Here is a 14,289-nt window from a genome sequence, read left to right as displayed (position 1 = left end):
GTTTCAGGCCGAACCAGAAGCGTTGCAGTATTTTTTGATATAGTCGTCGTGCACAGGCAAATCGGCGACAGTGCGCCGGACATTTTCAGTGATGTGGTTGAGAAATAGCCTAACCTCGTCAGGCGTCATCATGTCGACGACCGGATGATGGGACTCCGGCAAGATGCCCTGCCCCAGCATGACTTGCGTCCAGGAGTTTTCTGCAAAGAGCTCGTCATTTGCGCGGAAAGTGCGGCCGGTGTCCCTGAACAGTTGCATGCGGTGGCGCAGGGTGTCGGGAATGTCCATCGTCCGGACATGGTTCCAGAAATCCGTGTCGTTTCGATTCGTCAGATGGTAGTGCAGGATGATGAAATCGCGAATGTGATCGAGCTCGTAAAAAGTCTGCTTGTTAAACTCCGCAACATCTGCAGAGCTGATATCGCCCCTGGGGAACATTTGCAGCAAGCGCATGATGGAACGTTGGATCAGGTGAATGCTGGTCGACTCCAGCGGCTCGATGAACCCGCTCGACAGACCTATAGATACGCAATTGCGGTGCCAGTGTGCCCGACGTGTCCCGGTCCTGAACTTGATCAGCCGAGGCTCGCTAAGCAGTTTGCCCTCGACGGATTCGAGCAATTGCAATCGCGCTGCTTCTTCCTCCATGTAGCGACTGGCGAAGACAATCCCGTTTCCTGTGCGGTGCTGCAGGGGGATCTGCCAACGCCAACCCGCTTCGTGGGCAATGGAGCGCGTGTAAGGCCGCGGCAATCCGACAGATTCCGTCTGTACCGCGATCGCCCTGTCGCAAGGCAGCCAGTGTGACCAGTCGTCATAGCCGACCCCAAGGGCATCACCTATCAGGAGCGCACGAAACCCCGAGCAGTCGATGAACAGGTCGCCATTTATCTCCTGCCCATTGTCCAGCGAGAGGCAAGACAGGTCGCCGGACTCGCTTCGCTGGACGCGATCTATTCGTCCTTCGATCCGCTTGACGCCGAAACCAACAGCCATCTCCCTCAAGAACAGGGCATAGGCAGAGGAATCGACGTGATAGGCGTAGTTCAGGCCGAGTTTGGGAAGGTGCGCAAAGCGTCCCTCTTCTGCCGCGACGAGCTCCAGGCAATAGTCCCCGAATTCACTCGCAACGCCCAAATCACGCCCCCGCTTCCAAAAATGCTGGAACCCTGCCGTCCAGTGATCCTTGCCGGTAATACCGAAGGAGTGAATGTAGCGATGCTCGAGATCAGTCCAGTTTTCAAAGGCGATGCCAAGTTTGAAAGTGGCGCTCACCCGCTTCATGAAGTCGGCTTCGTCAATCCCGAGCAACCGATTGAAAGTGACCAATGTGGGGATCGTCGCCTCGCCGACACCCACTGTCCCGATCTGGTCGGACTCGATCAACGTGATGTCTGCGACCTTGGAGAGCACTTTGCCCATAGCCGCAGCCGTCATCCAGCCAGCGGTCCCACCACCAGCAATCACGACGCGCTTCATTCCCGGGTTCGATACATCCATGTCCTGCCTCATCTGTCCAACCGGTCACGCAGGAACCCTCGCACCCGCTTTGCCATTGCTTCATCAATCGGATTCAGGATGCCACGCGCATGGAACGGAATATGCGAGAAACTCGCCTCACTCGCGCCAAAGACATAATGCTCAAAAATGTCTTTCCAGATGCGACGCTCTTCCATAGGCAGATCCCGCAACGTGAGCATCGCGTGATTGAGAACATCCTGGGGGGTGCCCAGATGACCCGGTACTTTGCGCCACCAGTAATTCACCAGAACGTTGACGCCTTCGGTGGCCTCCACATGATGCCACCACATGGAAGGAATAAAGATCGCGTCGCCCGGTCCAAGCTCAGCAATTTGAGCAACTTGCAACGCATCTTCAAACCTGGGGAAGCGTTCGAGATCGGGCGCATGGAAGTCAACAAGACTGATTGGGCGTCCGGCAGGCGTGAGCTCGAACGGGCCAGGATAGAGATTTTGGGTCTGGTCTGGAGGAAATAGCGTGAAACGCCGGCGCCCCGCCGCGACGCATGCAATATTCAGCGGCAGGTCATTGTGCGCCGCAATGCGAGTCCTTGTCCCAATCCAGATGCTGGCGAGCGGATCTGCCGCCCCGAAATCAATGGAATTGCGCTCACCAAAACCGGGCACACACGCATTGATATCCATGGACGCCATGTAGATCAGCGGCGGGTGGCTTTCCTGCCCATGCCTCAGCACACGTTCGAGAAACGTCGAAAACCGCGCGTTGCCACGATCCGCGTTCAGGCCGGTGAAGTCATCATTATAAAACATCCGTCCATTGAGCGATGGAGGGCCGATAGATACAGGTACGGTCGCGCCCTTATCAAACTGCATCAGATAATCGACCAATTCCCGATCTGACGCCTTCGCGGCACCCACGACCGGCCAATGGCTCACAAAATCACGCAGGACAACCGGCTCAGCAGATGAGCACAGTGTCTCAATCGCTCCGGAACTGTAAACTCCGACGCATTCCGCAACACGCCGGCCGCTCCCGGACTCAGCAACAGGTTTTCGGTTGGCGTCCATCACCTCAGCCCGATTTCAGAGACAAGCTTGTGACCGCAGACCTGGTTCAACAGGTCTCGGTTGCTTGGTAGCCCACCCAGCATCTTTTCAGTTCGTTCAGCAATTTCAGACAGCCGCCGCTGCGCGCGTTCTGGCGAGTCTTTCCGTCTCAGGTGCGGTCGGTCAGGAACCGGAAAGCCCATCCCGTACAGGACATAGGCATAGCTCGCTGCTGGGAATATCTCCTGCGATTGCACAAAGTCTTCTCGCGACGGCGGCATGTCTTTCCAGCGTTGCATCAACTCCCGGAGGCGCTTCGGCCAAGTCACTTCGTCGCGATGATCGCTCCAAAACGGCTCCATTCGCTTGCTCAGCACGTAATGCAGCTTGAGAAAGTCCACGATTCGCGCCCAGCGATACGCGAAGCGGGAATTGAAGCGTGCCGCCGTCGACGCCATCTGAGCAATCCTGGGTGGCAAAGTATCGCTAAGCATGGCCGCTGAAAGCTCAACCATAACAATTGCGGAGGCCTCCAGCGGCTCGACAAACCCTTGCGACATTCCAATCGCAACCACATTCCTGACCCAGGGCGTTTCGCGGTATCCAGAGCGAAACTTCAGGAGCCTGAGCCCGTCGACATCGATTTTTGCGCCAGCCGAGGCGCCTTCAAGATACGCCAGGAACTGTTCCTGGGCGGCATCCTCGCTGATATGGCGAGACGAAAAGACGTAACCCACGCCCCGCCGGTTCTGCAATGCGATGTCCCACACCCAACCTGCTGGCATGGCCGTGGAGTTTGTTTGTGACGCGATCTCAGCCTGGGGATCGGTGTACGGTACGCGCGTTGCCCAGGCGCGATCATTAAACAGGACATCCGAAACGTCAGTGGCCTGCGCGCCCATCACCTTCTCGATCAATAGCGCTTGCTGGCCGGTACAATCGACAAACAGCTGGCCGCCAATCCTTCCGTGCTCACGCGTCTCCACAAAGTCGACGCTGCCATCCGCGCTTAGCGCTGTATCCACCACGTCATCACGTATCAGTTTCACGCCGAGTCGCTTTACGCAGTGTTCGGTGAGCAGAGCCGCCAGCGCCGACGCATCGAGGTGATATGCGTAGTTTGCAACCGCTGCATATGGCGGTGTCTGGGCCTGCTTGGGTGCCCGGCCATTCCTGCAAAGCGCAGCTTGCGAGCTGACGGCATCAGCGAACGGCGTATCGCCTGAGGCGCGCCATAAACTGACAGGGTCAAAATCATCCTCTCCGGGAGGAGCATCGAACGGATGATAATAGGTGTCATTGGCTCCGCCATCGACCCAACCATCGAAACGCGAGCCCTGCTTGAAACTGGCACTGCAAACGCTCAGAAATTCAGCTTCGGAAATCCCGATCCTTTGAAGCGTATCCCGCAGCGTCGGCCAGGTGCCTTCGCCAACGCCGATTGACGGGATATTCGGCGACTCGACAAGAGTTATCTCAAGACCGTCATCCGCAAAGGCGCGGTGATCGGCAGCGAGTATACCAGCCGTGATCCAACCGGCGGTTCCACCGCCGATGATGACAACGTGCTTTAGCTCTGACATTGCAAACTTGCCTCGGGCTGCGTGAATCCTCAATGCGTGTGTATCACAGACCACTCAAGGCGAATTGCCTGCTATAAGGCCACACAAAAGAATGATCCAGGCGTCGGGAGGACGCCTGGATCCATGGCTTGCTGCTAGAATGAGTAGCGAACACCAAGATTGTAGCGCGAGCCTGTCTGGACAGCGAAGTTCACATAGCTCGAGGTGCGTCCGACGGTTCTCGTCGTTTCGTCCAGCACGTTTATGCCTTCAGCAAACACCGTGATCCGATCGGTGACGCTATAACTGGCGCTGACATCCACCTGGCCATAGTCCTCCACGTAGAGCGGGTTGTTTGGCGTACCACTCACACCGACGGTCGAAACGAGGAACTGGTCGCGCCAATTGTAAGCAATACGTGCCTGCAGGCCGTTCTTGTCGTAGAATCCGATCAGGTTGTAGCTGTCACTCAATCCAGTAATGGCAAATTGCGGATCCCCGCTTGAAGGCACCTGAAGATTGTCAAATTCTGTGTCTCCCTTCACGAGCGTATAGTTCGCGATGGCCCCAAAACCCGTGTCACCGAAGAAGTGCTGAATGGCAAATTCCCAGCCATCGACCGAAGCAGTTTCCTGGTTCACAGGCTGGCCAATCTGGAATGTAACCTGCGGGTCTTCACCAGCAACGCCGAAGATGCTGCCAGTGAAATTGCCATTTGAATCCGTACCCGTGATCTCAAAGGTGGACGGATCGGCATTTTCGAAGATCCACTGCCGGATCGCTGCCAGGTCATTCGTGCCAAGCGCCGTTGCCGCGGCGTTGTAACGCGCGCCGCCAAACGGCGTAAACACGTCGAACGGGGTCTGGGTCACGACACCCCTGCCGATGAAGTTTTCGACCTTCTTGTTGAAATAGCCCGCAGAGACATAAGATCCCTCGTCATAGTACCATTCGGCAGAGAGATCGAAATTTTCAGAGACGAACGGTTTTAGATTGGTGTTTCCGTTGGTTCCCGAGCCACCGTCGACACGGAAGAGCTGAGCGACAGACAGGCCCCCGGCAATATCGGCATAGCCCGGGCGGGTCAGCGACTTGCTGTAGGATGCACGCAGAATGACATCCTCAACAGGGTCGAACTGTAAATCGATCGCCGGGAGCCAGTAGTCATACTCTCCGGTGAATTCCTGCGTCTGAACATTCGCCGAATCGGTCAGACCGAGCAACGAAAACTCGTTTGCCGCCACCCAAGCAGTTCCCGTAGGCACTGTAACCTGTGACGGAGACGTGATCTCAGTCGTTTCATAGCGAAGGCCAGCCGATAGCGAGACAGGCATCGAACCGATATCGAACTCGTTATTGATCTGGAAGAATGCCGCAATGCTCTCTTCTTCAATCCGGCGGTCAATCAGGAAGTCGTCTGATCGACAAATGCCGTCTCCTCCGCAAACCGAGCCAAATGCTGGCGTATCAAGCGTCGCAATAAACTGGTCAATGTCAATTGCAAAGAAATCCTGCTGGGTTTGACCGGAGCCACTGAACTGGTCGAAGTTTCCTGCGAGGTCCAGCCGACGGAAAATATCGTCAGGCAGATCGCCCGCAGTTCCCACACCGCCCCATGTGTCGCGCTGGGCGTTCGCAAATGCCGAACGAACCTTGTTCGTGGTGGACGACACACCGAAGTCAACACTCTTAATGAACGAAAAGTCGAAATCGTACGAACCGTCCAGCTGGTACTGATCAATCTCGGTCTTGATAAAGCTGTTCGAGAAAACGTTCCCGGTCGCAATCATACGCGCCGGATCTATATCCGTAAACGGGCTCTGGAACCCGAGAGAAAGCGTCGGAAGCTGCGACGTGAAATCGACAGCCTGGCTCCGGAGCTGGAAATCAGCGGTGCCGGCAACGGCGCTCGTGCCGTATGGGCTGTCCTGGCCGGATTCGGCACTTGAGCTGTGCGCATCGAAAGTCACGCTCAAACGTTCGGTTGCTTGCCAATCGAGATTGAGACCAATGGAGCTATTCTCGCTCTTCGTCGCGAACTTTGCACCGCCCATGGAAAGATCCGAGCCACCGGCCCCGAAGTCCTCAGAATAGAAAAGGGGGCTGGCGATCGGGCCATCTGTCCAAGCGCTCGTTGTGTCTCCGTGGTTGAACCAGACTGAAAGGTCAGAGCGTTCTGTCGCAACTTTGTTCTCGGAATAAAAATAGTCCAGCGTGGCCGTGAAGGTATCGACAGGGCTGTACTGCAGGGCAACCTGAGCATTCAAACGCTCGCGATCCGTATTGGTCAACGAGTAGTTCGCATTTTGAGGAACAGAGTAAACATCATCGGGACCGGGCCGGTTTGTCACCTGCGTGTCACCGGGAGGCTGAGGAAGTGTGCCCCAATTATTTTCCGAACCAAGGTATGCACCGCGCCATCCATTGGATGTTCCAAATTGCGCAACGCCTGAATCGCGCTCCTGAAACGAGCCGGCGAGGGCGACGCCGAATGTATCATTGGCGAACGTATTTGAGAAAATACCCGAAATTTCAGGGGTAATGCTGTCATCGCCAAGCGAGGTGACAGAATTGTCCATGACGCCCTTGGCTCCAGCGGAGAAGCGCATGCCGGGCGCGGACAATGGTCGGGCTGTCAAGATGTTCAGCGTCGAACCGATACCGCCCGTCGGAAGATCAGCCCGCCCCGTCTTGTAGACCTGGACACCGGCTATTCCCTCGGACGCGATGTTGCCGAAATCGAAGCTGCGCGAAGAGGGTGCACCACCCTCGAGAAAGGCTGATGGCATCTGACGGCCATTCAGAAGGACGAGGTTGAAGTCAGGGCCGAAACCACGAACCGTAACCTGGCTACCCTCGCCGTTCGAGCGGTTGATCGAAACACCAGAGATGCGCTGAAGGGATTCAGCCAGGTTGGTGTCCGGAAACTTGCCCATATCTTCAGCTGTAATCGCATCTACGACACCCTGAGCGTCGCGCTTGATGTCTGACGAGGCCTGCAAGCTTTTCCGAATACCTGAGACCAGGACGGTATCCATTCGGGCCTCACCATCGGCGACATCCGTTGTTTCGAAGACCTCATCAGCCTCCGGGGCCTCTTGCGCGGCGGCCGGCGACATAAACGCCAGCGCAGATACCCCGCCCAAAAGCGCCACACCAAATCCGATTTTCTTCGTTTGCACGTTTACTCTCATTGACAGTTTCCTCCCATATTTTGTTTTATTTCTGCCTACACTCAAATTCTGACTTACCGAGCCTGAACCTCCCAAGGCCCAAGAGGTTCGGCGTTCCACGCCTGGTCAGACAGGCACGACTTGCCCGTCTCCAGATCGCCCACGCACTGTTCGACCCGCACCCAATCGACCTGCATGTCCGCAGGAAAAGAAGCCGGATCGAATCCCATTCCATTGGATTTCTCTGCGAGATTTCCACCAACAGCGAGATTCAATATGATGTGAAATGACTGGTCGAAGGGCGCGAAATTCCGGCCCTCAGCAAGGTGTGATCCGGTAAACCACTGGCCGGAATCGAGACGCATGAAGATCTGGCCATCCACGAACCATTGTATCGTGCCCTCGGCCCACTCCACCGCATATTCGCGCCACTCACCTGATGGGCCGATGTCTGCCGCTCGATCCGAGTATGAAAAAAGATACTCATTGCCGGGCGCCTGTTCTCCGTAATGCAGCGCGCCAGACGTTCTTCGCTCAATTCCGTCCGTGCATTCTGCACAGGCCGTTTCGAGATTCACGGCCTCCATGATGTCCACTTCGCCCGACAAGGGCCAGCCGCCATAGACATCGTGTTCAGGCATCATCCAGAAAGCCGACCACGTGCCTTGTCCGGCAGGCAGCTTTATGCGCGCCGAAAAACGACCATACTTGAAAGCCGCAAGCCCCCGGGTCCTGAGCTTTCCAGACGTATAGTCTTTCTCGACCATGCCACCCGGCGCACCCGACATTCCTTCAGGATACAAAGGTCCCTCATGCGCACCTTGTCGAGCGATAAGGCGGAGCATGCCGTCCCTGACCTCGATGTTCTCGCTGCTGTCTACATAACACTGGCGTTCGTTATTCCCGCCGCCCCAGCAAGACACTTCGGGTTGCCATTTCGTGCGATCGAGTGACTTGCCCTCAAAATCATCACTCCAGACGAGCCGCCACTCACCCGACCCGGCAACTTCGTCGGCAGGCGCGGTCCGCCCGGCCGACACGCCAGCATCTGCAGCAAACGGCTGTAACCGTATCGCCGCAAAGGCAATCGTAACGGCGCCAATCAAGGCCAGCAGAATCCTGGTGTGCAGGTTCATATTCGCCCACTTCCTCCCTGAGTAAGCCATGCGCCACCGGGCGGGCGCCTTCAATCAACATGCGGCAAGCTGGGCGATTTGCGCGACGAACGGGACTTTTTCCAGCGACATCGGCCGAAATACCGGCCTGATCTGGCAAGCCATCGGATGGCCAGAGGATAAAAGGGCAGCGTCGCCCTCAGTATCTCCGATTTGACAAACCTTCTGCGTTGGCGTCACTCAAGTGCTGAAAAAAAGGCAGGTGGAATATGGAAGCCACGCGGCGCAAAACGAACAGCCTCGCACCTTCGCAATGGTGGATTACAGAAATCCTGTTCTGGGTCGCTGTTGCCCTGGCCTCATTTATTGCCCTCACATTGTTTTATGGTGAGCCGGGACTTACCAACATTGCCGACCTCCTGTTCGAAGCGCTGCTCGGAATCATCTTCACGCGGCCCATACTGTGGAGCGCCTCACGGCTCGGCACGATGCCTGTCATCTCGCGCGCCATCGTTCTGGCAACAATGGTGCTGGTGCTTTCACAGGGTTGGAACCTGGTGCGTATGCTGTTCTTTCCCGTATTCTTCCCGGGAGCAGAAATATGGAACCAGTTTGGAGGATGGGCCTTCTCGGCGATTCTGATTTTCGCCCTATGGACGGCTGTGTTCCACAATTTTCGAGCCCACCAGATCGCGACCACACAGCGAGAACTCGCCACCCAAGAACGCTTACGCCGCCTCGGTGCAGAGCAGCTGACCAGTAACGCGCAGCTTAAAATGTTGCGCTACCAGATCAATCCGCACTTCATTTTCAACACGCTCAACTCTGTCAATGCACTGATAGTAACGAACAGAAACAGCGATGCACGACTGATGATCGACAAGCTGAGCGACCTCTTGCGCATGACACTCGCGCGTGACCCTCCCCTGATTGTTCCGCTTTCCGAGGAAATGGACACCGCCAAACGCTACCTCGATGTTGAGCAGATGAGATTTCAGGATCGCCTGACCACTCGCTTTGACGTGCCGGATGCATTAAGAAACGTGAAGATACCAAGCCTTATCCTGCAGCCACTGGTTGAGAATGCAGTGAGGCACGGTGTCGAGAAACAAACCGCACATTGCGAAATCTCCATCGAAGCCCGCGAAAGCGATGGTGGTATTGTGATCTCAATTTCTGATACCGGGCCGGGGCTGAAATCCGAACCGCGGGAACACAGCCGGGAAAGCCTGGGCCTTTCGAATGTTCTCTCGCGACTGCACTCGGTTTACGGCGACACCGCATCATTTTCCCTGACCGACCGGCGTGAAGGCGGCGCACGCGCTTCGCTTACCCTCCCTCTTGGCGTTCCTACCGTGTTTCAATGACTTTGCGTGTGATCATCGCCGATGACGAATCTCTCAGCCGAGACATGTTGCAAGCGCAACTAATGGAAATATCGCCGAACCTCGTCCAGCTGTCGATTGTCGCTCTGTGTGCAACAGGCCGTAGAACAATTGAATCTGTAGAAGAACTTTGTCCCGACCTCCTTTTCCTGGACATCAATATGCCCGATGGCGACGGAATGGCGGTGGCTAAAGCAATGTACGCCAACCGGGCAAGAGCCCCGAGGATTATCTTCACGACGGCTCACGCAGAACACGCGGCCGAAGCGTTCGAAGTGGAGGCAGTGGACTATCTGCTGAAACCGATTCAATCTGATCGGCTGAAGCGCGCCATTGAACGCGTTCTCGATTTACAAAAGGCAGGTGAACACGCGCCCGCTCCACGCATGATCGCCATTCCCGTGTTGGGAGGCATCGAGATGCTGGATGCAAATTCAATTGAATGGATTGAAGCGGACGGAGACTATGTCCGTGTACATGCGGGTACGCGAAGTTTTCATTTTCGCAAAACCCTCTCAGCCTTCGCCGCCGATTTCCAACCCTTGTTTCGTCAGACCCATCGCTCCTATCTGGTCAACCTGGACCAGGTGGTAAGGTTGATTCCAAAGCCCAAGGGCGAAGCGCTGCTCCAGACAAGGTCAGGTGGAGATATACCCGTCAGCCGGAGCCACAGGCATGTGATCGAAGACCTGATGCCCGAGTAAGCGGTTGCGGGCCAATGCCAGCCTGTCTGCGCTACTCGCAAGGATGGCCCGGTCCATCGGAACAGGTATCGGTCACTGGATAAGTGGGTGTCTGCTCTCTGGGTTCTGCCGCAACCAGGATGGACTGCACCGTCCGGAAAGCGAGCCCGACTGGGCGCCTGACAGGCAAGACAATGACCGCCGCCTGCTGGAAAATGAAAAGACCACGGCTGCCGGTCCCGGCGCGCCGGATCCATGGTTAAGAACTTTCCCGCCCCAGGGCGAAATATGGCCACGCCTTGCGTACATCGACGAAAATGTCAGCTTGCTCCGAAATCCGAAGTCTGGGCCGGAGGCTGTGTTGAATGCTTGTCATTTACAGCGAGTGCCTTTCCCCAACCCAGCAATTGACAAGGGGCGCTGACTGGCGCGCCCGGAGCCTGAATGCACTCGCAAACCCATCATCATATTGCGCCCGGGGGCGCAGCACTACTCACCCCGCCTGGCAATTGCACCAGCCGACACCAGATCGGCCAGAAGCGCCAGAGTTGCGTTTCCCGAACAGTCAAAAGGATCAATTTCCGCACGTTTGAAATACTTCAGGAGCATGGTCGGGTTCAACCGGGTGATATCCACCTGGCCCATCGACCAATTGGCAAACTGGCGTTCCGAGATCTCCTCATACATCAGTAAGCGGACCTTCTTGTGGCGGCCATCACGGACGATTGCATTGAATAATTCACACACTTCGTCGCGCCCGCCCTCGATCACCTGGATGAACAGGTCCTCGGACACGCACAACATACCCGTGACGCCCAGCGCGGCATTGTTTTGCCGGGACTGCTCGAGAATATCATCCAGGAGCGGACCGGTCATTTTATCGACGGGGCGACTGGCATATAAGCAACGAACAAGCATATCAGCCTCGATTCCTCAAATTCAGAAGTGACAGAAATTCACTGCGCAACGTGTGATCCTTGAGAAAAGACCCACGCATAGCGCTATTGACCATTACCGCATCGTCCTTGACCCCGCGCCACTGCATGCAGAAATGATCTGCCTCCATGACAATCGCAAGGCCGTCTGGGCGCACCTTGGTCATCAGGACCTCGGCCATCTGGGAAATTGCCTCTTCCTGGATCTGGGGCCTGCTCATTATCCATTCTGCAAGACGCGCATATTTGGACAATCCGATCAGGTTGGAGCGTTCATTCGGCATCAGGCCGATCCACAGGCGGCCCATGATCGGACAAAAGTGATGGCTGCAAGCGCTTCGGACCGTGATCGGGCCCACGATCATGAGCTCGTTCAGGGATTCCGCATTTGGAAATTCAGTGACGGGCGGTGGCTCGACATAGCGTCCCTTGAAAACTTCAGTCAGGTACATTTTGGCAACCCGGCGCGCGGTATCCTGGGTGTTGTGATCACTCTCGATGTCGATCACCAGGCTCTCAAGGACTTCCTTGAACCTGGCTTCCACCTCAATCTGCAATTCTTCTAGCTCTCCAGGTTCCAGGAAGCCGGATATATTGTCGTTCGCATGGAACCGTTTCCTGGCAAGCTTCAGTCTTTCGCGAACCCGTGAAGAAACCAGTTCCCCGCTCTCTGACTTGTTCGGCTGGGGTTTATCAATCATGCGCACGCGTCTCCCGATATTCCATTTTCAAAACGAAACTAATGTAAAATGTCTTTCCTGTCCCATCCAGATAAGCGCCTTGTGCTCACTGTCCATGACACCGACAGGCCTGCATATCATAGCGTCACGCATCGACGAGACCCGGAACACTGGCTTCAATCATCCGACCCGATGGCGTGACTACCCGCTCGGGATTTCATTTTCCGGTTCCTGGCGAGGCCTGAACCAGGACTGGATTAGCGGCCTGAATGGTAGAAAGGCATCATATCCGAGCGCGAGAACCCATCGCGCTGCGGGGAAACTGAAGAATAGCCCAAGCCAGCGAAAGGCTGGCAATTGCTTCCAGAGTTCGGCAAATGCGTGGCCACCATCAACCAGTCGCCCCCTTGCATCGCGGACATGAAACCGCGCCATGGAATCGGCCCGCGAAAGGTCGCCTGGCAGGTTGCGCGGTTGCGATACGTCGACAAACTCGACCGATTCCGCGCCGCGGCGTTTTCCATAAAAAGAAATTTCCCGGCTGCATAACGGACAGGATCCATCATAGTAGACGGAAATGCGTGTTTTCGGTTTCGGCGACATGTGTAGTTTATCCTCTGGCTCTGTTTACGCACGAAACCTGGATTTGGTTCTTTACGTTCGCTGATTTGTGTCATCCTGGCGAGGATGGCGGTGGCAACTGTGGCAAGCGGGAACCAAGATATTTGTCACATGGCAGTCCTTTTCGAATGGAATTTGTCTCACATGCACGTATTCTTGCCCTGGATCATCAGGATTTCCGGAGATACCAACCGCCATGGCTGAGGGCCTCTACGACATTCTGGGCGTATCTGCCGACAGCAGCGCGGCTGAAATCAAGGCAGCCTACCGAAAGCTGGCAAAGGCCCATCATCCCGACCTCAATCCGGGCAACACGACTGCCGCTGAACGCTTCAAGGCCATTTCAGCCGCCTATGCAATTATCGGTGACGAGACGCTGCGCGGGCGTTACGATCGCGGAGAAATCGATGCCTCCGGTCAAGAAGCGCCACAACGCCCATTCTATCGCGAACATGCCGGAACCTCCGGAGACCGCCGCTACCAAGATCATGAAAGTTTTGCAGACTTTGGGGATCAGTCTGAACTTTTCGCTGAACTCCTGAGACGGGCCCGCGCGGGTGAGCGCCATCAGGCCATGAGACCTGCACCAGGCCGGGACAGGCACTATTTCTTACCTGTGTCCTTCTTGGAAGCGGCAAGGGGTGGTGAACGCATGCTGGCCATGCCGGACGGATCAGATCTCAAGGTCACTATTCCCGCAGGGTTGAGGGATGGCCAGAGTTTGCGGCTGAAAGGCAAAGGCGATGCAGGGTTGAATGGTGGACCAGCCGGGGATGCGCTTATCGAAATTTCCGTGGAGCGCCATGAATTGTTTCACCGGGATGGCGATGACATCTCAATCACAGTGCCCATCAGTCTGACTGAAGCTGCACTGGGAGCACAAATCGAGGTCCCCACCTTGCACGGCAAGCTCAAGCTGACGATACCGCCCGGCGCAAGCTCAGGCCAGAAACTCAGACTTAAAAACCAGGGGATCAGGGCGAGGGGTCGGCAACCAGGACACCAGTATGTCGAGCTGTCTGTCGTCCTGCCCGATACCAGCAAGTTCGATGACGAGATCAAGACTGCTCTCGCGTCCTGGTCGAAGCGCCACCCATTTGATGCGCGCGCAACGTGGACCCGAGGAGTGGAACTTTGAAAGACGTCGAATTCTTCACGCAAGAGCAGCTGATTATCCGGATCAGCCGAATGTCTGCCGATCGCCTGAGGTGCTGGATCGACGAAGGCTTCGTCAGGTCCGCCGACGACCGCGAAGAAAGGTTTGATGCCGCTGATATCGCTCGCCTTGAGTTTTTGTGCGATCTCGCCGATGACTTCGATCTGACCACGGAGGGAATCGGCATCGTGATCTCGCTGATGGACCAGATCCACACTCTGCGCAACCAGTTGCTAAGACTGGGCAAGGCGGTTGACTGCCAGCCCGGCGAGGTCCGTGAAGCTATAATCGAGGCTTTTGCAGGTTCAGCCGGGAGATCAAAGAGCGCGGGACCTTGAAAGGCGAACCTGGATATCCAGGCGCCCAGGAGCATTGTCCGTCTCAGGCAAAAATCCAACAGATCCAGTACTGCCATCAATCATAAAGGATAATCCATATTTCAAGGATCATC

General features: G+C 56.0%; 12 protein-coding genes. 4 read left to right on the top strand and 8 right to left on the bottom strand.

Features of this window, described 5'->3' with window-relative positions:
* Positions 1-3: 3 nt before the first annotated feature.
* The 5 genes from VR74_RS14200 to VR74_RS14180 form a co-directional block, all read right to left on the bottom strand.
* Complete coding sequence (locus VR74_RS14200; RefSeq protein ID WP_045697915.1) at positions 4-1,500, bottom strand: tryptophan halogenase family protein; 1,497 nt, start codon at positions 1,498-1,500, stop codon at positions 4-6.
* 8 nt (positions 1,501-1,508) lie between these two features.
* On the bottom strand, positions 1,509-2,549 hold the full coding sequence (locus VR74_RS14195; protein ID WP_299950646.1) for a cupin-like domain-containing protein: 1,041 nt from the start codon (positions 2,547-2,549) through the stop codon (positions 1,509-1,511).
* Positions 2,549-4,111 carry a tryptophan halogenase family protein gene (locus tag VR74_RS14190; RefSeq protein ID WP_045697914.1) on the bottom strand — a complete coding sequence of 521 codons (1,563 nt, stop codon included), beginning with the start codon at positions 4,109-4,111 and terminating at the stop codon, positions 2,549-2,551. Before VR74_RS14190 ends, VR74_RS14195 begins: the two co-directional genes overlap by 1 nt.
* 134 nt (positions 4,112-4,245) lie before the next feature.
* Positions 4,246-7,329 carry a TonB-dependent receptor gene (locus VR74_RS14185; RefSeq protein ID WP_299950643.1) on the bottom strand — a complete coding sequence of 1,028 codons (3,084 nt, stop codon included), beginning with the start codon at positions 7,327-7,329 and terminating at the stop codon, positions 4,246-4,248.
* 8 nt (positions 7,330-7,337) lie between these two features.
* Entirely contained in the window at positions 7,338-8,399 is a 1,062-nt protein-coding gene (locus VR74_RS14180; protein WP_299950640.1) for a glycoside hydrolase family 16 protein, read from the bottom strand.
* A gap of 248 nt (positions 8,400-8,647) precedes the next feature.
* On the opposite strand from VR74_RS14180, the gene VR74_RS14175 reads away from it, so the two are divergent.
* Both VR74_RS14175 and VR74_RS14170 read left to right on the top strand, forming a co-directional pair.
* Positions 8,648-9,745: a histidine kinase gene (locus VR74_RS14175; RefSeq protein WP_045697912.1), complete on the top strand. Its 1,098-nt coding sequence runs from the start codon at positions 8,648-8,650 to the stop codon at positions 9,743-9,745.
* Positions 9,746-9,753: 8 nt separating this feature from the next.
* Entirely contained in the window at positions 9,754-10,467 is a 714-nt protein-coding gene (locus VR74_RS14170; protein WP_299950636.1) for a LytTR family DNA-binding domain-containing protein, read from the top strand.
* Positions 10,468-10,935: 468 nt separating this feature from the next.
* Here the strand turns inward: VR74_RS14170 and VR74_RS14165 are convergent, their stop codons facing one another.
* From VR74_RS14165 to VR74_RS21580, 3 genes are all read right to left on the bottom strand, one after another.
* On the bottom strand, positions 10,936-11,364 hold the full coding sequence (locus VR74_RS14165; protein WP_045697908.1) for a BLUF domain-containing protein: 429 nt from the start codon (positions 11,362-11,364) through the stop codon (positions 10,936-10,938).
* Between the two features lies 1 nt (position 11,365).
* On the bottom strand, positions 11,366-12,082 hold the full coding sequence (gene folE, locus VR74_RS14160) for a GTP cyclohydrolase I (RefSeq protein WP_045697906.1): 717 nt from the start codon (positions 12,080-12,082) through the stop codon (positions 11,366-11,368).
* 180 nt (positions 12,083-12,262) lie between these two features.
* The gene (locus VR74_RS21580; RefSeq protein ID WP_045697904.1) at positions 12,263-12,664 is read right to left on the bottom strand and encodes a thiol-disulfide oxidoreductase DCC family protein; all 402 of its coding nucleotides are present in this window, start codon (positions 12,662-12,664) and stop codon (positions 12,263-12,265) included.
* 214 nt (positions 12,665-12,878) lie between these two features.
* On the opposite strand from VR74_RS21580, the gene VR74_RS14150 reads away from it, so the two are divergent.
* Positions 12,879-13,820 carry a DnaJ C-terminal domain-containing protein gene (locus tag VR74_RS14150; RefSeq protein ID WP_045697902.1) on the top strand — a complete coding sequence of 314 codons (942 nt, stop codon included), beginning with the start codon at positions 12,879-12,881 and terminating at the stop codon, positions 13,818-13,820.
* Positions 13,817-14,176 (top strand): chaperone modulator CbpM, encoded by a 360-nt coding sequence (locus VR74_RS14145; protein ID WP_299950633.1) that lies wholly within the window; start codon positions 13,817-13,819, stop codon positions 14,174-14,176. The genes VR74_RS14150 and VR74_RS14145 overlap by 4 nt, the downstream gene beginning before the upstream one ends.
* Positions 14,177-14,289: the final 113 nt, after the last annotated feature.

The sequence above is a fragment of the Hyphomonas sp. BRH_c22 genome, from assembly GCF_000961795.1.
Taxonomy (GTDB): Bacteria; Pseudomonadota; Alphaproteobacteria; order Caulobacterales; family Hyphomonadaceae; genus Hyphomonas.
This window is presented reverse-complemented; position numbering and strand designations above follow the sequence as displayed.